Genomic DNA, 24548 nt, shown 5'->3' with positions numbered 1-24548 from the left:
GGATTTCGATGGAAAGCAGCATGCCGAGTCGCGATGATATGCTGCCAACGCATGCCCGGCTGCGCCCCCATCTGAACCCTCCATGACGTCTGCCGCTTCCCCTCGGCCCTCCAACACGCCATTTTTCATCATTGGCTGCGTTCGTTCCGGCACCACGATGCTGCGCAACATCCTGCGGCTGCATCCCAATCTGGCGAGCCCTGAGGAAACCCATTTCTTCCGCTGGAGCGATCCATTTGGCAGCCCCGGCTATCGCCATGTGGTGACCAAGAATCCCGTCCTTCGCCGCCACCGTGAACTGGATGGCATCAGCGAGGCGGAATTCGAGACCATGTTGAATGACTCGACCAGCCGGGCCGACCTGTGCACGCGCTACATCCAGCGCTTTGCCGAAGTGCGCAAGCCGACCGCCAAGCGCTGGTTCGACAAGTCACCGCAAAACGCCTATGGCGCAGCGATGCTTGCCGGCGAGTTTCCGCGTGGCAAGTTCCTGCACATCGTGCGCAACCCTGTCAACGTGGTTGCCAGCTTGCGCATCGGCAAGGTCATGAAAATGGACGATCTGGTCGGTGCCTGCAGTTACTGGAACGAGGCCATCGAAAACCTGGCACTGCTGCAGCGGGCCTACCCGAAGCGCGTGCTCACGCTGAACTATGAGGCGTTCACGGTCAGTCCACTGGATGGCATTCGGGACGTGCTGGCCTTTCTTGGCGAGCCCTTCGATGCGGCACATTTTGCCGACGTGGTGACGAAGGAGGTGCGGCACGAGGATGCCGGCATCCTGACGGACGAGGAACTCGCCAAGGTCCGTTCGTTGTGCCAGACCGGTCGCTTGATGCACGGCTACGGCACCGAAGAGGAAATGGAAGCGGAGCGCCAACGCGAAGCCACGCGCCTCAAGCGGCGGGAGGCCCATGCCGCAGCAAGTTCGGCGCCCCCAGACTCAATGTCGAGCAAGCCCGACGCCGGCCCCAAGGCCGTACGCAAGGTGGCCGCTCCGCCACGGGCGACCAAGCCGGCCGCCGAAGGCCGCGAGGCCAAGCCCAAGGCCTGATCCCAGGCATGACCCCGAAGGCCCGGCCTGATCGCCGTGTCGGCGCAACCGGGGTTTCAAACGTTGGGGACGGTCTGCCACGAGGCAGCGGTTGGCGGGAGATGGCCTGCGGACCGCAACCGGAGTGACCGATGTCCCCTTCGCTTCAAACAGCCCTGGCCGCGCACCGTTTCGGTCTGGGCGAGCCCGATCTGGCCGTGGTCGGCCCCGACCCGCTGGCCTGGCTGCGGGCCCAGATCGGCCCGGCCGACCCACAGCAGGGCGAAGCGCTGGCCAGCACCGCTGAAGCGATGCGGGCGCGCGCCGAAACCGCCCGCAAGGCGGCGCGCCAGGGCGTGGCGATTCCGGATGCAGCCGCGATGGCCGCCCATGCCAAGGCCCGTGCCGAGATGTCCCCTGGCAAGAAAAAGGATGATCCCAATCGCGTGGACGCCGCCGCCCGCGAAGCGCAGCGCGACATCGCGGCACAGGACGTCTACGCCCGGCTGCTGACCGCCAGCCAGACCAGGCGCCCGTTCGCCGAACGCCTGGCGCTGTTCTGGATCAACCATTTCAGCGTGTCTGGCCAGGCGGCCAAGGTTCGCGGCCTGATCGGCGCATTCGAGCGCGACGCGATTCGCCCCCACATCGCCGGCAAGTTCCAGGACCTGCTGCGCGCTTCGACACTGCACCCGGCCATGCTGCGTTACCTGGACAACCAGCGCTCGGTCGGGCCGCATTCGCGCGCCGCCATGCGCCAGCCACCAGGCGACAAGAAGCCCAGAGCCACCGGCCTGAACGAGAACCTGGCACGCGAGGTGCTGGAGCTGCACACGCTGGGCGCGGAAAGCAGCCGACCCGGCACCAACGGCCAGGTGGCCTACGCCCAGGCGGACGTGACCGAATTTGCGCGCGTGCTGACCGGGTGGACCACGGCGGACCGCGCAGATGCCAGCGCGCCGGTGGCGTTCGAGCTGAACCGGCACGAACCCGGCGACAAGCACCTGCTTGGCAAGACCTACCCTGCGGGCCAGCAGGCGCTGGACATGGTGCTGCACGACCTGTCGCTGCACCCGGCAACCGCGCATTTCCTGGCCACCAAGCTGGCCCGGCATTTCGTCGCCGATGATCCACCGCCCGCCTTGGTCAGCCGCCTGGCCACCGCCTACCTCGACAGCCAGGGCGAGCTGCCGGCGATGTACCAGGCCTTGCTGGCCTCGCCGCAAGCATGGCAGCCGCAGTTGGTCAAGCTGAAGACGCCCGAAGAATTCGCCATCTCCAGCGCCCGCATGCTGCGGCTGGACCAACGCTGGCTGCAGCCCGCCCGCGACGGACAGGTCTCGGTGATGGGCCAGGTGCTGCACGAGCCCCCCTCGCCTGCAGGCTGGCCCGACAAAGCCGAGGACTGGCTGGGGCCGGACGCGCTGTGGAAGCGCATCGAATGGAGCACCGGGCTGGTGACCCGGTTCGGCACCGCGCTGGACGCCCGCTTGCTGGCACGGGACGGCATGGGGCCGCTGCTGAGCGCAGAAACCGGCCAGCAACTCGCCCGGGCAGCAGATGGCGCACAGGCCTTGTCGCTGCTGCTGATGTCGCCCGAATTCCAGCGCCGCTGAAGCTGCCGCGCCTCGTCAGGAGAATGGTCATGACCTCACTCGACTCACCCCCTTCGTTTTCGCGACGTACCCTGCTGCGCGCCGCCAGCGCAGGTGCGCTGCTGGGCGCAGCGTCCACACTGGCCTTGGCCGGACCCGGCCAGCCTGGCGGCCCGCGACTGGCCTTCGTGATCCTGCGCGGCGGGCTGGACGGCCTGTATGCGGTGCCAGCCGTCGGCGACCCGGCTTTCGCGAGCGCTCGTGGCCCCCTGGCCGAATACGCCAGCGCGCCGCTGCCGCTGCAAGGCGTGTTCGCGCTGCATCCGGCGCTGACCGAACTGCACGGCATGTACCAGCGCAACGAAGCCGCTGTGCTGCACGCCGTCGGCCTGTCGTACCACGAACGCTCGCACTTCGACGCCCAGCAGGTGCTGGAGTCCGGTGGCACGCAGCCTTACCAGCTGAAGGACGGCTGGCTGGGGCGTGCGCTTCAGGCGGACGCTCGCAAGGGTCTGGCCATGAACACGGCCGTGCCGCTGGTGCTGCGCGGCAGCCGCAACATCGACACCTGGGCACCGTCACGCATGCCCGACCCTTCGGATGACCTGCTGCAGCGCCTGTCGCGCATGTATGGCGACGACGCGGCGCTGGCTGGCGCACTGCAGCGCGCCAGGGGCTTGCGCGAGGGCCCCGAAGGCGACGCCATGGCCAGTGACATGGCCGGCGGCAAAGCCGTCGCAGCGTTCCCGGCGCTTTGCACACGCGCAGCCGAGTTTCTGGCGCAGGACCAGGGGCCGCAGGTCGCCGTGCTGGAAATCGAAGGCTGGGACAGCCATGCAGACCAGGCTGCGCCCAAGGGCCGCCTGTCCGCCAACCTGCGGCAGTTGGATGCCGGACTGGCCGCCTTGCGCGCGGGACTGACGGCGCCCAGCGCCAAGAACGCCTGGAACCGAACCGTCGTCATGGTCGCCACCGAGTTCGGCCGCACAGTGGAAGTCAACGGCACCCGCGGCACCGATCACGGCACCGGCGCCGCCGCCTTTCTCCTCGGTGGCGCGGTTCGCGGCGGGCGGGTGATCGCCGACTGGCCAGGACTGGCCGCAGCCCAGCGATTCGAGGGCCGAGACCTGAAGGTGACGACCGATTTGCGCGCGCCGATGAAAGCCTTGCTGGGCGATCACCTGAAGGTTGCCAGCGCGGTGATCGAACGAGACGTCTTCCCTGACTCTGCCGCCGTCAGGCCCGCGGAGGGCTTGCTGAAGTCCTGAGCGACAAAAGGGCGGCAAGTGGCGGCCGCCCTGCCGCCTGCGAGCGATCAGGCCCCGACAGGCTCCCCTGCGGGCAGCGCCAGACGATGCGCCAGCCAGCGCGTGAAGTACCCGGCCTGCCGGTCACACTCCGCCTGCCAGGCCACGCGCGTGCGCAGCGCCTGCTCACGCAGCCGCGTGAGCCCCCCAGCAGCCCCCGGCGCCAGTTCCGTCACCAGGAACTCCGCCAACTCGACCGGTGACTCGAACACCGGCAGTTGCCAGACCTGGCTCATGCCGTGAATGCCAGCCTGGGTGGCCAGCACCGGACAGCCATAGGCCAACGGCTCCACCGTCTTGATCTTCAGGCCGGTACCGCCCACCATGGGATTGAGCGCCACGTCGACAGAGGCATAAAAGCCGCTCAGTTCCTTCACGAAGCCATAGGGCACCAACCCAGGCGTGTTGCCCAGCTTGGCAGCATGCCAGGCCAGGCTGCCCGCCACGATCACCTGGAAGGGCGCACGCTCCCGAAGGGAAGTACGCCCCAGCGCCTCGACCAACGCCTGCAGGCTGCGCACATTCCACATGTTGCCGCTGCCCAGGTAACCCAGTGTCAGCACGCCACCTGCGGCGCTGTCGGGCCCACCCTTGCGCGGCAGAAAGTCTCGCGCCGCGACCTCCACCCAGGGCAGGTACAGGATGTGACGATGCGCTCTCGCCGCCATCTCGCGGGCTTCTTCCTGCTGAATGGCCAGGACCACATCAGCCATCTCGAAAGCGCGATCCTCTTCTGCGCGCGTGGTGCTGAACCAGGCCGGCGGCAGGCCAGCCTCGACATGCCGGGCCGCGCGGTCGGCAAACAAGTCATGGCTGTCCAGCACCTTGGTCACACTGGCGTCGAAACATTGAAGCAGCGGCGCATACCAGACGTAGTTGACGTGCACCACCCGGTAGGCACGCAGGCGATGCAGTTCCAGCGCCGGGGCCTCCAGCCCTTTGTCATACCAGTCCGAAAGGCGGCAGGCGTGATCCGTGCCAATGCGCTTGCTGGCCCGAGAGGGCACCACCCGCACCAGGCCGAACTGGGCTCGCATGGCCTGCGAAAGGGCCACGTCGTGCCCTTCATCAGCGTGATAAAGCAGGTCCACCTCGTGGCCCAGGCCCCGATAGATGCGCAACAGCTGCAGGATGCGCCGCGAGTTGCCCTGGTCCGCCGGGACCAGGCGGTTGAAGCAGACCAGCAGCACACGGGGGCGTGTCTGCACCTGCAAAGACATGCTGCTGCCGGTCAAGCCTGCACTGCGCCGCCCGCCGCCGGCAGGTAACCGTGCCGGCGCATGCCGGCCTCGCAGGCCTGCAGCACGACTTGAGTATCCTCGGGCGAGAGCACCTCTGCACCTCGATGGTCTGAAGGGGTCATGACGAAGTCGGCAAACCAGGCAGGGTCATAGGCTTCGCCGAGGAAAGACATCAGCAGGCGTGTGTGGCCCGGACCATCGTCCATCAGGTCTTCATAGCGCATTTCGTAGACCCGGTCCGGGAAGGCTTGTTTCAGCCCGCGCATGATGTGTTCGGCCTCGGTCCAGTAGTTGATGGCACCCAGCAAGGCGCCGACCTTGATGACCTTGCCCAGGCGCAGGCTGGCCACGACGTTCAGCGGATTGCGCACGATGTGAACAAAGCGGGCATCCGGCATCGAGCAGGCCATCAGCATCGCGCCATAGACGTTCTGCGGCGTCTTGTCGAACCAACGCCTCGCCTGCGGCTTGTTGCGCTCGATGTAGCACTGCATGTAGCGCTGGTACAGGTCGGCACGCGAGGTACTTTGCTCCATCATGCGCGTGAATTCAGACTCCTGAATCTGGTCGATCTTGCGGTGCTCACGCAGCACTGGGTTGCTGGACAGCACCTTGCGCAGGTTGTCGGTGCCCATAGGGTCACCCCAGCGGTAGAAATGTGTTTCTTCCGGGCATGCCAGATTGGGATGGCGGCGCAGCAGATCGCGCAGCATTGTTGTGCCTGAACGGACACAACCGACAAGGAAAAAGGGGTCGGGCCTCATGAACCGATTCTCCTTCACTGAGCTAGCGAAGCCCAATGTCCGGCATCAGGCCTGTGAACGAAGAGCTGTCCACATAGCGCATGGAATGCGAGGTCGAATACAGCGTGCCACTGGCCTCGGCCAGCAGCGACATGTATTGGCGATATTCCTCCGCCCCATTGAAATGCTGCTTGCGCGCGACCTCCTCCTGCACCTTGCGGGCAAAGCCTGCGTGGTACTTGAAGTGCGCCAGCCAAGCATGCTGGGGCGACACCTTCACGCCAGACGCGTAGTGCACCCCCTGCGACAGGCGCACCCAGGGCATGTAGCGCAAGGCGATCAGCTTCTGCGAGGTGTACTGGTTGGGTGCGGAGCCGGGAATCAGCCGATGCCGCAGCGCGCTCACGGTGCTGGGCGCGTTCGAATACCAGCCGCTGCCCAGTCGCCACGGCAGCAGGGGTTGGCGATCAAAATACGGCGCGGCATCAAATGGCGCGACGTGTTCGAAGTCCGCCGAGGCCAGGCTGCCGGCGGGATACATGTCGATCATGCCACCGCGCACGCCATCGAAACCTTGCGCCTGCTGCTGCTGCAACCAGGCCAGCAGCGGCGTTTGCTCGCAGCCCTCGAAGACCATGAATTCATCGATGTCGGCCAACACCGCCCAGCGACCCAGCCCGTGGGCCGCCAGCACCGCCTGTTGCCAAGCCACGCCATAGTGAGACAGCCGGTACTGCGAATCGACGGAATAGAGCACAACGTCCGGCTGAGCCAGCAAATACTCGCGCGTGCCATCGTCCGAGAGGTTGTCGATCAGAACGAAGTGGCGCACACCCAGTTTGCGGTAGTGCTGGAGAAAATGCGGCATCAGCACCCGCTCGTTGCGTGCCACGGCCACCACCAGCAGCTCAGCCTGCTCATGCAGGGCCCTCAACAGCGATGCAGGTGACAACAACTCCAGTTGGCCCGAGGCCTTGCCGTGCCGATCCGTCAGGCTGGGTGCCTGGCAAGTGGGCCAGATGCGCAATGGCGCCACGATGGCCTGGGTCAAGCCTTGGTGAATGGTATCCAGTGTTTTGGCATCGTCCAGGTGCGTCAGCATCGTCGGGCTGAGGGGGCCAGGATAGAAGGTGTTCTGCCAGCAATTCACCGGCACAGCGTTGTGCCCCAGCTTGCGGCGCAGCAAAGTCTCGTAGCCAGCATCCGTCAGTGGGATATCGGCTGCCCGAAGCAGGTCGCCCACCAGCTTGTCTTCCATGAAGACACTGCGGGTCAGGCGCGCGCCGCGAGTGGTCTGCAGCAATTTGCACAGCCGCCCCATGGCCAAGCGCGACAGCAGGTAGCCCGTGCCGCCGTCGGCATACACCGAGGGCTCGGGCGACTTGTCGATCGCGTTCGCTGCGCGGGCATCGTGCGACTTTGCCTGGTGCCAGCGCCGGTCGGTGCCGCCTTCGGCCCGATGCAAGGGCCGACCGAGGTAGTGCGCCCCCCAATGAGGGCAAAGATCGAAAAACGCATCCACCGCTAGGTGGCAGTCGTCGTCGATCTTGTAGAGGTGGTCGAAGTCGGTGTGACGCCACACCCAATCGATCAAGGCCAGGCTCTTGGCCGGCAGATCTTCGTAATGGTCCGACGCCCGCAGACCGAGCACCCCGTCCGGCTCAATCTGACCGTGACCTTCGCCCACCGCAACGAGCCAGGGAATGCCCCTCGCGGTCAGGTCCCGGCCCCAGGTCTGCCGGATGCGTTCGACCCGCGTGGCCAGATTGGCGCGGCAAGAGTAGACAACTACCAATGTGCGAGAAGACCATGCCGGCGAGACAAAGCGCAACGCTTCGCGCGTTGGCAAGGTCAACGCCCAGGTGTCGTCCGCCGGCAGCGCTGACAGAAATTCCTGGACGAGGCTTTCTTGCAGACTGCCCTTGGCTGCCGGCGTTGCCTGCAGCAGCAGCAACGCATTGCACAGTGCCGCCGGCACAGCATGAGAAGGCTTGTCGATCACGGCGCCACACGGCGTGACGGGCAAGCTCATGTGCGCGGCCATCCACCAGGCCCGCAATTCCGACAATTCGGCGTCAACCTGCGCAGCGTCCCAGCGAACCCGGCCGATGTACCAGCGCCACGCCGCCAATTGCACGCCAACAAAGTCGTGGGCAGCCCCCGCCAAGCGACGGCATGTCGCGAGCGACGGCAAAGGCTGCGTGGCATCGCTGGCCAATGCGCGCAGCTCGCGGAGCAACTGCTGCTGCAGTTCTCGCCCGGCCCGCTGCGTCACCCCACCTGCAGCCCTCATGCGGTCAACCAAGTCGCACTGCCCGGCCAGCAGCGGGGGAGGCAACAACGGATGCGCCGCCAACCGCAAGGATTCAGACACACCCAAGCCCTCGGTCTCAGCCCACAAAGGCTGCGCCTCCGCGGCGGCTTCGGCATCCAGTTGGGGCACTGCTGCCTGCAGAATGTCCCGTGAGAACTGCGGCACGTCGATATTGCCGCAGGCCCGGAAAGGCTGCAGTTGCAGCAAAAGGGCTTGCGCACGTGTAGGCGACAAGCCCGACTTCAGGCCCTCGCTCAGTGATACAAAACCACGATGAGCCGAGCGCAACTCAGGGGGCCACGGCAGACCCGCAGGCCAGCGACTGTCCAGTCGCGCCCAGAAGCTGGGGACCAGCGCAAAAAGCTTCAGGCAGGATTGAAGGACAGCGTAAGCGGCATCTGCCGGCAGCACGACCGCCAGCAGCAAAAGCGAGACCTGCGCATCCACGATGTGCTCGTCGTGCAAACGCCCCCAGTAACCAGCTTCGCTCATGGAGGCCAAGAAGGCCAGGAATTTCCCGACCAGTTTCAGCGCCTGTCGGTCGGCAACGGGCGAGCAGCCCAGTTCCTGCAACAGCAGGTCTGCCGCCTGGCCAACACATTCAGTGTTGAGCCAGCCAGACTTGCCCTTCACAAGTCGCTTGACCAGCGTCGCCGCTGCGTCGTAGTCAGAAGTCGCCACCAGCTCCGGCAACAACTGAGACGAGGACCATACCTCGCCCGAGTCCGCCAGTTCCCGCAACTGACTGACGCGCAACAGTGGCCGCAGGCTGGCATAGTCCCGCTGACCGGCAAAGACAGGAATCAGCGCCCGCAGAAAACGGTCCTGCACCTCGCCCGCCACGGGATGACGCGCAAGCACGGTTTTCAGGCTGGTCGCTGCCGTGGCACCAGGCTGCCCCATCGCGTCGCTGAGGGCGCGTTGCAGTTGTCGCATCGTCACCTGGTCAGGTTGCGGCAGCACCATCGGCGAGCGCTCAGGCAAAGTGGCCTGAGCGGGCAACAAGTTCGTCAAGCCAAAGCGGCCGGCCTGCAGCCTGGCAAAACGCATCAAGTCATCCGGCAGCAGATCCCACGCCTCGGCCGCGGCCAGGTGCTCCAGCGCTTGCATCACCTGGTACTGCCCCTCGGAACCCGCCAGCTCAAGAACCGACAACGCCGCCAACCGGCCGAAGTGACTCACGAGGTGGCTGGCGTCCAACCGCCTGGGTAGAGGCGGCAAGGATCGTGACCCGACGGCCAGCCGAAACTGGCAGGCGCCCGCCGAATCCCGATGCCGCCAGATGCCTGCGGGCAGTTCCAGCTCGAATCCGAGCATGGGATCTTGCAGCCCCAGTGCCGCACGCACATCTTCGCGATGAACGCGGATGACACTGGCTGTCAATTTACCCGAAGGAGTCCGCAAGCAAAGCGCCTGCCCCGAGGTGGCGTCCAGATGCAGCCACCCGGTCAGCACCAGCCCATCCATGGACTCGATCTGGCCACGCAATGGGGACGGCACATGCCGGGCCAGTGCCGAGTCAGGCTGTGTCAGTTCGTGTTCCAGATGCCGAGCCCGGGCCTCCTGCCGGAGCCAGTCGCCAGCAAGCCCCAACGACTTAGAGGGGCCACCGGCCACCGCCACATGGTGCATCAACCAAAGCAAGCTTTCCTCGCGCACATCGCCATCAGGCAGTTCGCGCAGGGAGTTGGCCCATTGCTCCATGGAGCCGGCAACTGGCAAGGCCAATTCAACACTGCCCTGGCGCAGGCGCAAATCGCCTGCCGCTGCGCGGCGCGCCAGATGAGGCGTCAGGTAGACACTGAAACCATAGGCGTCGTCCCCGTGACCTCCCAGTGCAGCCCTGACATCCGCGCGCGAATGACGTTGCAGCACGGCGTCCACCACAGGCTTGCCGCACAGCAGCAACTGAAGCTCGCCCGGACTAACCGAGGCATCGGCGGACCAACCCTCCAGCAACCCAGGCCAATGGCGCTCCAACGTGATCCGGGCAACAGGCACAGGCTCCCTCCAACTTTGACAACCAGCCCGGGCAGTGCGCCAGGGAGCGGTTGGATACGCTGCCGGCCGCTTGCGCAGCCAGACACGATGTCACTGGCAGTTAAAAGCCAATCGCCACCTTGGCCGCGATCGCGATCTGGTAAAGGATCTGCGTGATGCCACGCGCCACCTCGATGCTCTTGGATTCGATCTTCGGCAGGATCATGATCTCGTCGCCCGGCTTGGGCGTGGTGCCGGGGGGCGCCACGCTGCCATTGCGGTGCAACAGGATCTGCTTGGAGGTGTCGGCCGATTGGGTGTAGCCGCCAGCCAGGGCAATGTAGTCGTCCACCGCCGCATTGGGCTGGTACACCAGCGCGTTCGGGAACAGCACTTCGCCGCTGAGCAGCACCATGTTGCTGCGCTCAGGCACGACCACCAGATCACCATCTTCCAGCGGCAGCTGATCGGCCTGCTCGCGATCACTCAGCACCACCTGACCCAAGGGTTGTATCTGCTGGGCCCGGGTGATGAACTGAAGCATCAGGTTGGCTTCGACCTGACGCAGCGCTGCTTCTTCGCTGGTCGAAGAACGTGCCGTCAGCGCGGCGGTTTCGAGGTTGTGCAGGGAGATGTCGAGCGAACGTTTCTGCCGCACAGCCACGGACTTTCGGAACAGCTGCAGCGAGCTCAGGTCGGCTTGCGGTGAAGGCGACAGCCGTGCGATCACATCCTTGAGCTTTGCCCCATTGGGCATCACCAGGGCACGCTCACCCAGTTGCGCGCCGTCGATTCTCACCAGCAAGGTGGTGGCGTACTTGTCGGCGGTAAAGGTCACCAGATCGCCGCTCTGGATCTGCACATTCGAGGCGCTGCCCAGCGGGTAGTACTCGCTCTTCAGTTCCACCCCGGTGTTGCGCACGATGCTGAGATGGGTGGCATCCGCCTTGGGCTGCGCCAGGGCAAAAATCTCGGATGCCGGAACCGATTGCCGGGGCAACTCGAACACGTAGGCATTCTGGGCCTCGCCCTGCACCATGACCGCGTACTGGCGCGGCTTCACCACGATGGTGTCGCCGTCCTGCAGTTGAATGCGGTCGATCTTGCCGTCAAGCAGGAAGCGGTAGAGATCGAAGGTTGCCCGCGGCTTGCCGCCGCGCAGCACCTGCACCGAGAGATAGCTGCCACGGTCCGGATCGATGCCGCCGGCCAGGTCGAGGTAGGTCAGTACGGTGTCTGACGACAGGCCACCATAGAGGCCCGGAGCTCGCACGAAACCGGTGACGTAGATCTTCACCGGCTGGGCTGCCTCCAGCGTCGCGTAAACGCCGACGTTGGCCTTGAAGGTTTTCTTGACCAGTTCATCGACCTGCCGATTCAGGTCTTCGTTGCGCACACCCAGCACGCGAATCGGGCCAGCGTTCGGCAGGAAGATGTTGCCCTGCGCGTCGACCGTTTGCACGCCATCCTGGGTGACAGCGCCCCACATGCGAATGCTGACTCGGTCGCCGACGGCGATCTGGTAGTCAGGATTGAAGCCGCTGCTGGACTGCGCAAAGCGGCCGCTGAAGATCTGCGATCCGAACACCACCGGCTTGCCCATCCCGCCATCACTCGGCATGGCTGGCAAAGGCGTGCTGGCTGGCGGTGGCGTCACAGAGGGGGCCTGTAGAACCACGCTTTGCGCTGCGGAACCCTGCGGGCTCTGCGCACCCAGCGTCACCCCCGGCGGCAAGGTGATGCTCTGCTGTGCCTGCACGAGGGGCGACACCACCATGACGCACAGGGCAGTCAGCGAAGCGATGACAAAAGACTTGGTCATGACATTCAATCCTGGTGCTCGCGCACCGTGGCATAGATCAGGCGGACGATGGCGAACAGCATGGTGCAAACGGCCAACACGGTCAGCCAATCCATGATGCGGCGCGGATAGAGGGCCAGGTCCGGCAAGGTTGGCGACTCCAGCACCAGGACTGTCTTGAGCTTGCGCGATGCTTCCAGCCTGGCTTGCTCCACCGACAGCAACGCACTCTTGTAGGCGTCCTCGGCATAGCCGGCTTGCAGCAGCAGCCCCTGGTATTCGATCGCAAGCGCGGGCAACTGGCTGCCATTGACCGCTGCTGTGGCACGCAGTCGCTCCACCTCCAACTGGGCTTGTGTCGCCCCAAGTTGACTGCGCAAGCTGCGCACCTGCAGGCTGTCCGGGCTCATGAAGGCCTCCGCGGCCTTCAGGTCGGCCTCCTGCTTTGCCTGGGTTGCCTGCAAGCTGGCGGTCAGCGTGTTGGCCGCCACTGCCTGGGACAGCGGATCCAGCAACTTGTATTTTGTCTGGAAGGCCAGCACATCGCCCTTGGCGCTGCGCACTCGTTTCAGCGAACTCGCTTCCTCACCCTCGTAAAACGCCATGCGGTCGCGGGCAACTCGGTGGGCATTTTCGTTGATGTAACTTTCACCCTCGTCGATCATGGCCTGCGCCAGCTTCTGCGCAAATTCCCGATCAAACGCCTGCACTTCAACCGTCAGCAGCCCGGAGATTTCATCGTGCGCAATGGACACGCGGCTGTTGAAATAGTCGAGGAACCTCTCGCGCTCGGCATCCGCCGAAATGCGGTAGAACACGTCCAGCTTGGGCTGGCTGTAGTGCGCCCGCAGATTGAACTTCTTGTCCATCTTCAGCAGCATCGCCATGGAGTGCATGTAGCTCTCCAGCATGTAGGCATCCGACAGCGAAACCGGGGCCCCACCGCCCCCCAGCAGCAGGCTCGCGGCCGAGAGTCCGCCCCCGCTGGACCCGCCGGACGAGGTGTCGCGGATGCTCAGCACCGAATGGCTGGCATACCGGTCAACGGCGACGAAGCTGTAATAGACCGTGGCCAACACGGCGGGCACCACAAACAGGGCCATGCCCAGGCGGCGTGGCGTGACGATGTCAAAGAACTTCATGGTGTGGCAGGCGGCAAGGAGTTGTCGGCCCCGGCAGGCAAGGGTGCCGCGGGGGGAAGCGCCGCCGGTACCACAGGGCCCCGGCCAAGCGCAGATTTTTGGCGCTGTTGCATGCTCTGGTAAATCTCCAGACCTTCCTTGACGTCGCTGTAAAGCGTGGCCTGCCCGTCTTCGAGCACCACCACCACGTCGCACATGTTCTGGATGTCGCGGACCACGTGCGACACCAGGATCAGGTTCGAATTCTTGACCCGGTCCTTGAAGACCGCCTCGGCCTTGCGCTTGAAGATGGGGTCGCCGGCCGACATGCCTTCGTCAATCAGGTAGTAGTCGAACTCGAAAGCCATGCTCAGCCCGAAGGTCACGCGGCTGCGCATGCCCGAAGAATAGGTCTTCATCGGCATGTCGAAGAACTTGCCGATGTCGGCGAAGTCCTCGACGAACTTGACCTTCTCACGCGTCTCGGCAGGAGATGAACTGTAGAGCCGGCAGACGAACCGGACGTTGTCGCGGGCGCTCAGCGAGCCCTGGAAGCCACCGCCCATGCCGACGGTCCAGGAGAGCGTGTTGTTGGTCCGCACCCGGCCACTGTCCGGCGAAACCACGCCGGCGATGATGCTCATCAGCGTTGACTTGCCGGCGCCGTTGCGCCCCATCAATCCGATGCTGGCACCGTCGGGAAAGGTGAAATTCAGGTCCCTGAAAACGTAGTGCCGCCCGGTGGGCGTGGGAAAGTACTTGGTGAGGTTGACCAGTTCAATCATGGTGCACCTTCATTCGCCGGCAGCCAGCCGCTCGCGGCGCAACCAGTACATGCAGACCCCGATGGCCCACAAGGTCAGCGTCCACATCATCGGATAGGCCAGGTTGACACCCTGCAATGGCAGATACCCCGGAAGGAAGGCTGCTCGCGCCAACTCGACCAGATGCAGCAGCGGGTTGAACAACAGCCAGTAGCGCGCTTCGCTGGTGAAGCTGTGGACCGAGAAGATCACCCCAGCCGTCAGATAGAGCGGCAGCGAAAGCAAGCCGATCGCCAGGCCGAGGCGAGGCAGCGGACCGATCAACGTCGCCAGCATCAACCCCATGCCGGCGCCAAACAGGATGAAAGCCGCCCAGGCGCCGAGGTAGCCGATCAGGCTGTCGGGCAGGATTGGCGAGTAGTTGAGTCGCGCCAGGATCGACAAGGTCAGCACAAACACGATGAGGTCCGTTGCAACCTCCAGGATGGTGCGCGCAATCAGCGTGTCGAATGGCTTCACCTGCCGGTAGTTGAACAGCCCCACATTCGAATTGATGCCATTCATCAACTGCCCCCAAAGGCCGGAACACAGCCGATAAGGAATCAATGCCACGATCAGGAAGATCGCGTAGTCGTAGGTGCCGCGGGTCAATCGCCCGCGCAGGAAGGTGTTGACCGCCACCAGCGCAAACACCTGCGCCAGCGGCGCCCCCAGCATCCAGACCACCCCCGTCCAGTGACCGCCGAATCGGGTTTTGATCTCGCGCATCAGCAGCGCAAAGATCACGGCGCGTTGAATTTGCCAGGGGGTTCGTTTGATCACGGTGACGAGCAGAGCAAATGCTTAGGAGCTGAAGCAGACCTAGAAGCAAGCGCGCCGCCCGAGAAAACCTCAAGGCAGCGCGTCTCGCACTTTAACCTAGCCCACCTGTGCCAGCCAAGCCGCGAAAGTGCAGCTTTGCGAGGCGAATGCCACGGCTTGCCGCACGCGACAGGCCGGCGACAGGCACGTGACAGCAAGTGACTCAGCCTTCGCGGCGCATGGCCGTGCGCACAGCGCTTTGCTGCCCGAGCGCCGCACCCACCGGGTCCGGTGCACGCATCGCCCGCAGCAACACCTCGGCCAGTTCTTCCGGTTCGTCGGCCAGGCGCAATGGCAGCACCAGGTGCTGGGCATCGTGCAAGCGGGTGCGATCGGCCTGCGCCCCCAGGTCGAACACCGCGATGCGCCGGCCGCTGCGCAAGGCACCGGACAGCACATAACAGTAGGTCTCAGGCCAGACCGAGGGCACCAGGATCAGGTGCGGGTCGAAGCTGCTGATCTTCTCCGAGAGTTCGTTGTCGAAGTACCGACCGAGCAGCTTGACACCTGCGCCGGCCAGGCGGCCGTCGTCCGACGAATAGCCCAGCAGCGAGAACTCCAGCGGCAAGCCGCGCCGACTCGCCGCTTCGGCCAAGCCCAACAGCACGTCGTAACCCTTGATGCGGTTGATCGCGCCGATCACCATCAGCCGCACCGGCTCACCCGCCGGCACCAGCACCGAGGCCGACACCCTGGGCGGCGGATCCGCCTCGTGCGGGGCGACCCGCACCGCGCTGCTGGACGCCAGCATCGTCAGCCGGCGTGCCACATCCTCGGACGGCACGACGACCACCTTGGCCGCCTCCAGCAGCCGGCGCGCCTGGCTGCGCCAGACCTGGATCGTGCCGGTCTGCTGGATCAGCTGGTCCTGCGTCAGGCAGCGGTTGCAGTCGTCGTCACCAGGCAGGCCGCAGAACCGGCCCTCCAGGTTGACCAGGTTCACCCGCGGGCACAGCGTGTAGTAGTCATGCACGGCCAGCCGGATCTCGATGCCCAGGCGCTGCGCCGCCTCGATCAGTTGCGCACCGGTTTCGGACGGGAAGTCGATCAGGTGGTGGATGTGCAGCTCATGGATCTGCAGCCGCTGCAAGGCCTCGACCAGCATGTCCATTGGCCGCAGCGGCAGGTTGGCCAGGTTTTGCAGACCGAACAGGCCCGGGTGCAGCAGCGAAACGCAGCCAGCCTGCGGCGAAGGCCGCAGCTCGAACACACCGCAGCCCTCGTTCAGCAGTTCACGGCTTTGCTCCAGCAGGTGGCGCTCGGTGCCGCCGCCGCGGTTGTGGCAGACCAGCAGCACATTGCGCTGCGTGCATTGCCGCGCGAGGCGTGCCAGGTCCAGCCGGGCCCGGTGCATCCACGACGGGTCATCGGCGATGTAGCGCACCACGTCCGGCTCGTACTTGGGGTGCAACCTGGCCAGCGTCTTCATCGCCGCCTGGGTGCGCTCCAGTGCCTCGCCCTTGAAGCTGACCGAGCCCACGTGGCGCACGTAGATGTCGCAGGCGATTCCGTTGGACCAGCCGCGGCGGATCGCCCGCTGGCACCAGTCGTTTTCTTCGCCGTAACCGCGGCCGAAGTTGCGTTCGTCCAGGCCGCCGATGTCGGCGATCGCCTCGCGCCGCATGTACATGCAAAAGCCGACGCCGGTGGGGGCCTTCACATGCTGCAACCGGTTGGTCTCGGCGGCCAGCTGGTCGATCTCCTGCGGCGTGAGCTCCAGCGGAATGCGGTTGTCGCCCAGGGTTTCGGGGTAACTGCAAATGGTCGCGTTGTTTGACAGGGGCGTGACGCTCGCCAGCCGCGGGTGCTCGGCAGCATGCGCCAGCAATCGGTCCAGCCAGTCGTTGTAGACCACGGTGTCGCTGTTCAGGATCACGACGTCGCGGTCGCGGCACAGCCGCAGGCCGTGGTTGACCGTCTTCACGAAGCCCTGGTTGCTGCGATGCTGCTCCAGCACGAACAGGTCGCGCGCAGCCAGGCTGCGCAGCATCGCATTGAGCTCCGGCACCGGACCGGCGTCGTTGATCAGCACCAGCCGATGCGGCGTGCGCACCGGCGCGGTCAGCACGCTGTGCAGGCAGCGCAAGGTCTCCTGCAGGCCACCGTAGACCGGCACGAAGACGTCCACCACCGGTGCGCTGGCCCACCGGCGCGGCTGCACATTGGCCCACTGTGCAGGGTCCAGCATGTCGGGCTCGCGCGAATGCGGCAGGCGCTCGACCGCACGCAAGGTGGCCTGGTTGGCGCCTTCCTGCATGTAGAGCGACATCCACTCCGAACCGAACAAGGCCAGCACGCTACCCTTGACCATGCGCAACTCGGGGCGCGAATTCAGCAGCCGCCGCATGTCCAGGCCCGGCAACGGATTACGCCCCTCTCGCCAGCCCCAGCGCTGGAAATGGTTCAGCGCATCGATCGGCCGCGCGCCAACATCAGGATTGCTGCGCAGGTAGTAGTCGATGTCAAACCAGGGCGTGGGCGACAGCCCCTTGTAGCTGGCCACCAGCCCGTAGTGCAGCAGCCGGTTGATGCCATGCCGCGGCCCGCAGTGGGCGTCGTAGTGGCGGATGTCGAACAGCGGACTGGGCGACAGGCCTGCCGCGTCACCATGCAGCACGTAGTGGCGCAGCGGCGTCATGCCGTTCAGGCTGGCGAGCTCGATCTGCGCGAGATAGTGGTCCCGGTCGAACAGGCCCAGCAGGCGGGTCAGTTCGACCTCGAAATTCAACAGCGCGCGTTGCCGCTTGCCCAGCAGACGGGCAGCCGCACGCAGCAGGCGAATGCTGTGCAGCATCACCTTGGCATCCAGCGCCCGTTGCGGCACTTCGATCAAGGCCGACCTCTGTGATTTCCCGACATCTTCGTTGACATGAATTCAGCACGAACGCGAGCGCTACGCAGCTGTGTCGGCGGCAAGCGTCGCGCTCGTGTGGACAGCCCGCCGGGCCGGGCAAAGCCTCTGTCGAATGTATCCCACTTGGCCGGGCAGGCCGTCCCCCGTCCGGGGTGGACACGCGGCAAACACCTCATGCAGCAGGCCGCTGCGCCAACGGCGCCAGATCGTGCAGGCCCTCGGCCCGCCAGCGCTGCAGCAGCGCACGTTCAGCGTCCCAACGATGGCGGCGGCCCGCGCCATGCCCGGCCAGCAGGTGATGCCGCCCCTGCGGCGTGGCGCCCCAGCCGATGCCTGCGCTGGACAGCCCCTGCCATCCCGCGCCCAGCTCTCGCAGCCAGGCCAGCACCAGCACACCAGCGCTGGGCGGCGCCTGCAGCTCGCGCACCAGTGCGCGCCAGACAGCCAGCGGCACGGTCAGCACCGGCACGGCATGTTGTTCCAGGGACTGCGCCTGCGGCCAGCGCGCCAACGCTGCACAAGGGTCCGGCCCCGAAAACATGGCCCAGGACAGGCCGGGCGGTGGCGCTTGCCGCAGGTCCGGCGCCAACACCCAGACCTGCCAGGCATTGCCGACATCCAGGCGCGACACCGCTGCTCCGTCCGCGGCAGCCGGCTGCCAGCGATTGAAGCGCAATACGGCAGCATGCGCATCGATGTGCCCACCCAGCGCGCTGCCGCGCAGGCCGGCAGCATTGCCGACCAGGCACAGGCCACCGGTCGCGCGCCGGCTGGCCAGCCAGTCGGCAAAAGCCTGGCGCCGGTCAAGCATGGCCTGGTGTGCCGCGCCCCCGTCGGCCGCCAGCAGGTCTCGGGCGCGCCGGGCAGCGGCCGGCGGCAAGGATGGCAATGCGGCCGTCAAGGGCGCACGCCAGCGCGCGGGCAAAGGCAGCCCAAAGTCGCGCCGGCACAGGGCCAGTTGCAGCAAGCTGGCCGGGCGCGGCCAACTGCGGAACACCCACCAGCGCCAGCCCAGCAAGCGCCGCCGATATCGACCGCGGCGCCGCTGCCAGGCGCACCAGCCGCTGACCGGCAAGCCCAGGCAGGCACGCCAGAATCCGGCCCCGCGGCCCGCTGCGGTGAACGGCCCACCGGCCCGTTGGAAGGCGTTGCTCACGCCCGCAGCGCCGCGGAAGCGGGCTGACGCGGCGCCTGCATCACACCCTGAAGCCAATCGGCAGCGACGCTGTGCACATTCGCATGCGCCATCACCCGCGCCCGCAGGCCGGTGGCTTGTTGCGCATGGAAGCCGTCGTCGTCCAGCAGCCGTGTCAACCAGTGGCGCCACTCGGCTGCCGTGCTGGCGGCGAAGGCACCGGCATGGGCCAGGCGCCGGGCGTCCGGCAGCGGCGAGCACACCGTGGGCACGTTCCAGAAACCGGCCTCGATGACCTTCAGCGCCGACTTGCAGCGCGTGAATCGCGTGTCTTCCAGCGGCGCCAGGTTGACCCGCGCGCCGCGCACGGCCTGGTGGTAACGGTCAAAAGGCAGCTTCTCATGCCGCGTCACCTGGTGCGGCGGCAGCGCGAGTTCACCATCCAGCGGGCCGACGATTTCCAACCGCAGGCCGGGACGCTCGCGCAGCACGGCGGCCAGCGGTGCTGCGATCTGCGCGAAGTCGCGGTCATGGCTGCGCGTGCCGGGCAAGTAGCGAATCAGGGCCGCGGGGCCGCCTTCGTCTTCGTGCAGTTGCCGGCCCAAAGCGCTCCAGCTGTGGTGCACCGCATTCGGCACGACCTGCACATGGGCACGCTGCGCCAGGCCCGGCAGCGCCAGCAATTCGTCGCGCAGCGGCTCGGTTGACGCCGTGATGTAGGCAAAACGCTGCAAGGCCTGGCGATGGCGCTTGAAACGCCGCTCGATCGCCGCAGGCTCGGCGCGGCCGCTCAGCACTGCCGGACTCAGGTGCGCCATTGCCGGATCGAAGATCAGGTCGTCCACGTCGGCGACCAGCCGCACCTCGCGCTGGCGCAGCCAGCTCATCAACAGCCAGAGGCGGGGCGTCAGCTGCGGGCGGTGGAACACGACCAGGTCGGGGCTGGAGGCCCAGTCAAAGCGCGTGAAATGCTCGCACAACACTTTGTGGCCTTGCTTGGCCAGCGCTGCCGCCAGGTTCTCGCAGCGATAGACAAAAGACGCGTCCTCGCGGAACCGCGCCGGGTTCTTGTTGCAGGCCAGAAAGGCGATGGCCAGCGGACGTGACACGGGCGGCGGACTCCGGAACGATCAGACAACAGGCAACGATCAAAACCGCCACCCACGCAACGCGTGCCCGCGGGCTCGTGCTTCATTGAAAAGTCAAGTTTAAGGGAGGGTGCCGGCGAAGCGGCTGCGGGCACACCCCCTAATGTGTGTGCTGCTGCGCACAAACCTGCTTCACACAACCCGGCATGTTGCCGCACCACGGCAGAGCGGCTGCGCCACCGCAGCGCTCAAGCCCCCGGCAGCGCGCGCCGGTACTGGACGGCTTCGGCGACCTGCGCTACGGAAACCGTGGGCGATCCCGCCAGGTCGGCAATGGTGCGCGCCAGCTTCAGCACCCGGTGCAGCCCGCGCCCGGACCAGCCCAGCCGCTCGGCCGCAGCGCGCACAAACGCCGCTGCAGCCGGCTCCAAGTCGATCAGGCGGTCCAGCGCACCAGCATCCAGCGCGGCATTCAGGCCAGCCTGGCGGCTGTGTTGGCGCTGCCGCGCCTGCAGCACTCGCTCGGCCACGAGGGCGGAAGACTCCCCCATCGCACCGTCCAGCAACTCCGCAGGTCGCACCGCCGGCACCTCGACCTGCATGTCGATGCGGTCCAGCAACGGGCCGGACAAGCGCGCCTGGTACCGCAGGATGGCCTCTGGCGAGCAACGACAGGCGCGCCCCGTGGCCGCGAACGCGCCTTGCCAGCCGCAAGGACAAGGGTTCATCGCGGCAACCAGCTGAAAGCGCGCCGGGAACCGGGCCTGGCGGGCGGCGCGGGAAATCGTGATGTGCCCGGTCTCCAGCGGCTCGCGCAAGGCCTCCAAAGCCGTGCGGGCGAACTCGGGCAATTCGTCCAAGAACAGCACGCCACCATGGGCCAGCGAAATCTCACCCGGCCTGGGTGGCGAGCCGCCCCCGACCAACGCCACGGCACTCGCACTGTGGTGGGGCGCACGCACCGGTCGCGTGCGCCAGCCGGCTTCCAGCCCGTGGGACCCCAGGCCGCACAAGGCGGCGCTCTCCAGCGCCTCTTCATCGTCCAAGGGCGGCAGCAAGCCAGGCAGCCGCTGGGCCAGCATGGACTTGCCGGATCCGGGCGGACCGATCAACAACAGGCTGTGTCCGCCGGCCGCGGCCACCTCCAGCGCCCGGCGAGCAGCGGACTGGCCACGCACCTCGGCCAGGTCGGGCCCGGGCCGCGAGGGCGGATCCAGCTCTCCCAGCGCCCGCGGCAAGGCCTGCCCGTCCGGCAGCAGCGACTCGACCACCTCGGCCAGCGTCGCCGCCTCGCGAATGTCCAGCCCTGGCACCCGAGCTGCCTGCCGCGCGCTTTCGGTCGGCAGCACCAGGCAGCAGCCTGGCGAGGCCTGCCGCACCGCCAGCGCCAGCGCAATGGCGCCGCGCACCGGGCGCAAGCCGCCGGCGAGCGACAGTTCCCCGGCAAATTCGAAACGCGCCAGGCGGGCCGGATCAACCACGCCCTGGGCAGCCAGGATGCCCAGGGCGATCGGCAAATCGAAGCGGCCAGACTCCTTGGGCAGGTCCGCAGGCGCCAGACTGACGGTGATGCGCTTGTTGTGCGGAAACTGGAACCCGCTCTCCATCAGCGCGGCGCGCACCCGCTCCCGCGCCTCCTTCACCTCGGTATCGGCCAGGCCGACCAGCGTGAAGCTGGGCAGGCCGTTGGCCAAATGCACTTCCACCTGTACCGGTGGCGCCTGCACGCCATCAAGCGCGCGGCTGCTGATCACGGCCAGCGTCATGCGGCCCTCCCTGGTTGTTCGTTGTGCCCATGCTGGGATGACGGCCATTGTCCAAACGCGGCAACCGCGCGGGCAATCCCGCTCTGGAGGGAGAAAACGCAAGAGCGCACAACTTCGGTGCCAATCCCGCACCCACATGGCACCAACTTGGATCGCCCATGTCCGGTGGGGCCGGCTTGAAAGCCCGCCAAGCCTGTTTTCCTGCTTGCGCGGCTGCGGGCATGAAAGCTGCAGCTACCCAGCCGCTGAGCTCGACCCAACCCCACACAAGCCGCGGACTCACAGTACCCCGGAGCAGTTGCATGAAGAAGTCCCAGACGGCGTTTGCCGCGCCGAGTCTTTTGACCTTGCACGTGAATGCAGATGCCGGCCTGAGCGCTGGCGTCCTCCGCGTGTGGCGTGCGAATGACAAGAGCTTCGATATCCAGGATGCCCAGAACCCGGGCCATCTCGATCTGAGCGCGAATTACAAGTTCGCCGAAGGCTGGACCGCCGACCCTCGTGTTGGCTTCACCGCTCGCCCAAGCGGGGCCATGGAAGGCACCGGTCTTGCAATGCAACCGAAGACAAGCTCGGTGCGACCCCGAACCGGCTGTGCGATGCCGGCCCAACGCTATTCGCTTGCGCTCCTGCCATGAAGCAAGGGCTCTGATCGATTGAATCCCCCGGCTGGTGGCGCCTTCGCTGCCAGCCCCAACCTCTGGAGCAGACAATGAAAATGGTGACTGCCATCGTCAAGCCCTTCAAGCTTGATGAAGTGCGTGAAGCCCTCAGCGCCATCGGCGTGCAAGGCATCACGGTGACTGAAGTGAAAGGCTTCGGCCGTCAGAAGGGCCACACCGAGCTGTATCGCGGCGCGGAGTACGTGGTGGACTTTCTGCCCAAGGTGAAGATCGAAGCGGCGGTGGACGACGCGCTGGTCGACCGCGTGATCGAGGCCATCGAATCCTCCGCCCGCACCGGCAAGATTGGCGACGGCAAGATCTTTGTCTCCGCCCTCGAGCAAGTCGTCCGCATCCGCACCGGCGAGACCGGCAAAGACGCCCTCTGATACTGAGCGCCCCCAGACCTGCCGCTTCGCGTCAGGCCCCCCGAGGGGGTCAAGAAAACTCGGGAACGGCCCTTCGTTTCCTTGAGATCCGCCAGCACACCGACCAAGAGACACACACACCATGAGAAAGCTGATTGCTTCCCTCGCCCTGGGCTTCGCCGCCCTGGGCTTTGCGGGGACATCCCTGGCGCAGGACGCCGCTTCGGCGCCTGTCGCCACCGCGGCCTCCGAAGCCACGCCCGCTGCAGCACCTGCAGCCGCCGCTTCGGAAGCTGCACCGGCCGCGTCTGACGCTGCCGCCGCACCGGCCCCCGTGCCCAACAAGGGCGACACCGCCTGGATGATGGTCTCCACGCTGCTGGTCATCATGATGACCGTGCCTGGCCTGGCGCTGTTCTACGGCGGCCTGGTCCGCAGCAAGAACATGCTGTCGGTGCTGATGCAGGTGATGGTCACGTTCTCGATGATCGTCGTGCTGTGGGTCATCTATGGCTACAGCCTGGCCTTCACCGAAGGCAATGCCTTCGTCGGCGGCTTCGACCGGCTGATGCTCAAGGGCATCTGGGACAACGCAGCGGGCACCTTCGCCAACGGCGCGACCTTCAGCAAGGGTGTCTACATCCCTGAGATCGTGTTCGCAGCCTTCCAGGCGACCTTCGCAGGCATCACCTGCGCGCTGATCGTCGGTTCGTTCGCAGAGCGCATCAAGTTCTCCGCGGTGCTGCTGTTCATGGCTCTGTGGTTCACCTTCAGCTACGCGCCGATCGCGCACATGGTCTGGTTCTGGATGGGTCCGGACGCCTACACCGCCGCCAACGTGGTGGACTCGATGAACGCCAAGGCGGGTTACATCTGGCAAATGGGCGCACTGGACTTCGCCGGCGGCACCGTGGTGCACATCAACGCTGCTGTTGCCGGTCTGGTCGGTGCGTACATGATCGGCAAGCGCGTGGGCTACGGCAAGGAATCAATGGCCCCGCACAGCCTGACGCTGACGATGGTCGGTTCCGCCCTGCTGTGGGTGGGCTGGTTCGGCTTCAACGCCGGCTCGGCGCTGGAAGCCAACGGCTTTGCTGCCCTGGCCTTCATGAACACCTTCGTCGCCACCGCCGCTGCGGTGCTGGCCTGGTCGGTGGGTGAAGCGCTGCACAAGGGCAAGGCCTCGATGCTGGGCGCGGCGTCCGGTGCCGTCGCCGGCCTGGTCGCCATCACGCCGGCAGCCGGCAACGTCGGTGTGGGCGGTGCGCTGATCATCGGCGTGATCGCCGGCTTCGCCTGCCTGTGGGGCGTGACCGGCCTGAAGAAGCTGCTGGGCGCGGACGACACGCTGGACGTGTTCGGCGTGCACGGCGTGGGCGGCATCCTGGGTGCGCTGCTGACCGGTGTGTTCAATTCGCCGAACCTCGGCGGCCCGAGCGCCGTGGCCGATTGGGTCACCGTGGGCATGATCACCCCCGATGCCTACAGCATCGCATCGCAAGTCTGGGTGCAAGCCAAGGCCGTGCTGATCACCATCGTGTGGTCGGGCGTGGTCTCGCTGATCGCCTACAAGATCGTCGATCTGGTCATTGGCCTGCGCGTGCCGGAAGACCAGGAACGCGAAGGCCTGGACATCTCTTCTCACGGCGAGACTGCCTACAACAAGTGATGCCAAGCAGCGACAGCGCCTGAAGTCGCTGTCGCTCACAAGTTCGGAGCGAGTTGGGGACTGCCTGGAAAGGCAGTCCCTTTTTTTATCCGCATGGCAGAGGCGAATCTTGCAATTTGGCACGCCAGCCCTGATCTGAAAACGCGGATCGTTCTGCGCCTCTTGTGCGACCCCGGGCCGCCATCTGCCAGAATTCCCCATCGCCCCAGGCACACACCCATCCTGTCGTGCTTGCCCGCGCCCCGC

17 protein-coding genes are annotated in these 24548 nt (G+C 66.0%); 6 read left to right on the top strand and 11 right to left on the bottom strand.

What is annotated here, in order from left to right:
• Positions 1-82 precede the first annotated feature (82 nt).
• The 3 genes from LRH25_RS00705 to LRH25_RS00695 all read left to right on the top strand — a co-directional run bounded on the left by LRH25_RS00705 (position 83) and on the right by LRH25_RS00695 (position 3896).
• Entirely contained in the window at positions 83-1054 is a 972-nt protein-coding gene (locus LRH25_RS00705; protein WP_141285520.1) for a sulfotransferase family protein, read from the top strand.
• 131 nt (positions 1055-1185) lie between these two features.
• On the top strand, positions 1186-2649 hold the full coding sequence (locus LRH25_RS00700) for a DUF1800 domain-containing protein (RefSeq protein ID WP_141285522.1): 1464 nt from the start codon (positions 1186-1188) through the stop codon (positions 2647-2649).
• A gap of 29 nt (positions 2650-2678) precedes the next feature.
• Positions 2679-3896 (top strand): DUF1501 domain-containing protein, encoded by a 1218-nt coding sequence (locus LRH25_RS00695; protein ID WP_170200739.1) that lies wholly within the window; start codon positions 2679-2681, stop codon positions 3894-3896.
• 47 nt (positions 3897-3943) lie between these two features.
• On the opposite strand, the gene LRH25_RS00690 is transcribed toward LRH25_RS00695, so the two are convergent.
• From LRH25_RS00690 to LRH25_RS00640, 11 genes are all read right to left on the bottom strand, one after another.
• On the bottom strand, positions 3944-5155 hold the full coding sequence (locus LRH25_RS00690) for a glycosyltransferase (protein ID WP_141285526.1): 1212 nt from the start codon (positions 5153-5155) through the stop codon (positions 3944-3946).
• Between the two features lie 11 nt (positions 5156-5166).
• Positions 5167-5976 carry a sulfotransferase family protein gene (locus tag LRH25_RS00685; RefSeq protein WP_231010015.1) on the bottom strand — a complete coding sequence of 270 codons (810 nt, stop codon included), beginning with the start codon at positions 5974-5976 and terminating at the stop codon, positions 5167-5169.
• Entirely contained in the window at positions 5963-10234 is a 4272-nt protein-coding gene (locus LRH25_RS32930; protein WP_141285530.1) for a glycosyltransferase family 2 protein, read from the bottom strand. Before LRH25_RS32930 ends, LRH25_RS00685 begins: the two co-directional genes overlap by 14 nt.
• A 100-nt stretch (positions 10235-10334) precedes the next feature.
• Positions 10335-12035: a polysaccharide biosynthesis/export family protein gene (locus LRH25_RS00675; protein WP_141285532.1), complete on the bottom strand. Its 1701-nt coding sequence runs from the start codon at positions 12033-12035 to the stop codon at positions 10335-10337.
• Positions 12036-12040: 5 nt separating this feature from the next.
• Positions 12041-13156, bottom strand: a complete 1116-nt coding sequence (locus LRH25_RS00670) for a KpsE/RkpR family capsule polysaccharide export protein (protein WP_141285534.1) — start codon at positions 13154-13156, stop codon at positions 12041-12043.
• Entirely contained in the window at positions 13153-13920 is a 768-nt protein-coding gene (locus LRH25_RS00665) for an ABC transporter ATP-binding protein (RefSeq protein WP_141285536.1), read from the bottom strand. Before LRH25_RS00665 ends, LRH25_RS00670 begins: the two co-directional genes overlap by 4 nt.
• A 9-nt stretch (positions 13921-13929) precedes the next feature.
• Positions 13930-14721 carry an ABC transporter permease gene (locus LRH25_RS00660; RefSeq protein ID WP_231010014.1) on the bottom strand — a complete coding sequence of 264 codons (792 nt, stop codon included), beginning with the start codon at positions 14719-14721 and terminating at the stop codon, positions 13930-13932.
• A 202-nt stretch (positions 14722-14923) separates the two neighbouring features.
• Positions 14924-17584 (bottom strand): glycosyltransferase, encoded by a 2661-nt coding sequence (locus tag LRH25_RS00655; RefSeq protein ID WP_231010249.1) that lies wholly within the window; start codon positions 17582-17584, stop codon positions 14924-14926.
• Positions 17585-17786: 202 nt separating this feature from the next.
• Positions 17787-18770 carry a glycosyltransferase family 29 protein gene (locus LRH25_RS00650; protein WP_231010013.1) on the bottom strand — a complete coding sequence of 328 codons (984 nt, stop codon included), beginning with the start codon at positions 18768-18770 and terminating at the stop codon, positions 17787-17789.
• Positions 18767-19858, bottom strand: coding sequence for a glycosyltransferase family protein (locus LRH25_RS00645; RefSeq protein WP_231010012.1), 1092 nt, complete (start codon positions 19856-19858; stop codon positions 18767-18769). The genes LRH25_RS00650 and LRH25_RS00645 overlap by 4 nt, the downstream gene beginning before the upstream one ends.
• 227 nt (positions 19859-20085) lie before the next feature.
• Complete coding sequence (locus LRH25_RS00640; RefSeq protein WP_231010011.1) at positions 20086-21603, bottom strand: YifB family Mg chelatase-like AAA ATPase; 1518 nt, start codon at positions 21601-21603, stop codon at positions 20086-20088.
• A 302-nt stretch (positions 21604-21905) separates the two neighbouring features.
• Here LRH25_RS00640 and LRH25_RS00635 point away from each other — a divergent pair, with 302 nt between their 5' ends.
• The 3 genes from LRH25_RS00635 to amt all read left to right on the top strand — a co-directional run bounded on the left by LRH25_RS00635 (position 21906) and on the right by amt (position 24302).
• Complete coding sequence (locus LRH25_RS00635; protein ID WP_141288169.1) at positions 21906-22241, top strand: hypothetical protein; 336 nt, start codon at positions 21906-21908, stop codon at positions 22239-22241.
• Positions 22242-22315: 74 nt separating this feature from the next.
• Positions 22316-22654 (top strand): P-II family nitrogen regulator, encoded by a 339-nt coding sequence (locus tag LRH25_RS00630; RefSeq protein ID WP_141288170.1) that lies wholly within the window; start codon positions 22316-22318, stop codon positions 22652-22654.
• Positions 22655-22775: 121 nt separating this feature from the next.
• On the top strand, positions 22776-24302 hold the full coding sequence (gene amt / locus LRH25_RS00625) for an ammonium transporter (protein WP_141288171.1): 1527 nt from the start codon (positions 22776-22778) through the stop codon (positions 24300-24302).
• Positions 24303-24548: the final 246 nt, after the last annotated feature.

The sequence above is a fragment of the Ideonella azotifigens genome, from assembly GCF_021043325.1.
In the GTDB taxonomy this organism is placed as follows: domain Bacteria; phylum Pseudomonadota; class Gammaproteobacteria; order Burkholderiales; family Burkholderiaceae_C; genus Ideonella; species Ideonella azotifigens.
Note: the sequence above shows the minus strand (reverse complement) of the source record. Positions and strands in the feature narration are given on the sequence as shown.

What these genes read in the sequence shown, in the direction of transcription:
- LRH25_RS00705 (WP_141285520.1), top strand. Translation starts at nt 83, where the DNA reads ATGACGTCTGCCGCTTCCCCTCGGCCCTCCAACACGCCATTTTTCATC.
- LRH25_RS00700 (WP_141285522.1), top strand. Translation starts at nt 1,186, where the DNA reads ATGTCCCCTTCGCTTCAAACAGCCCTGGCCGCGCACCGTTTCGGTCTG.
- LRH25_RS00695 (WP_170200739.1), top strand. Translation starts at nt 2,679, where the DNA reads ATGACCTCACTCGACTCACCCCCTTCGTTTTCGCGACGTACCCTGCTG.
- LRH25_RS00690 (WP_141285526.1), bottom strand. Translation starts at nt 5,155, where the DNA reads ATGTCTTTGCAGGTGCAGACACGCCCCCGTGTGCTGCTGGTCTGCTTC.
- LRH25_RS00675 (WP_141285532.1), bottom strand. Translation starts at nt 12,035, where the DNA reads ATGACCAAGTCTTTTGTCATCGCTTCGCTGACTGCCCTGTGCGTCATG.
- LRH25_RS00670 (WP_141285534.1), bottom strand. Translation starts at nt 13,156, where the DNA reads ATGAAGTTCTTTGACATCGTCACGCCACGCCGCCTGGGCATGGCCCTG.
- LRH25_RS00665 (WP_141285536.1), bottom strand. Translation starts at nt 13,920, where the DNA reads ATGATTGAACTGGTCAACCTCACCAAGTACTTTCCCACGCCCACCGGG.
- LRH25_RS00640 (WP_231010011.1), bottom strand. Translation starts at nt 21,603, where the DNA reads ATGACGCTGGCCGTGATCAGCAGCCGCGCGCTTGATGGCGTGCAGGCG.
- LRH25_RS00635 (WP_141288169.1), top strand. Translation starts at nt 21,906, where the DNA reads ATGAAGAAGTCCCAGACGGCGTTTGCCGCGCCGAGTCTTTTGACCTTG.
- LRH25_RS00630 (WP_141288170.1), top strand. Translation starts at nt 22,316, where the DNA reads ATGAAAATGGTGACTGCCATCGTCAAGCCCTTCAAGCTTGATGAAGTG.
- amt (WP_141288171.1), top strand. Translation starts at nt 22,776, where the DNA reads ATGAGAAAGCTGATTGCTTCCCTCGCCCTGGGCTTCGCCGCCCTGGGC.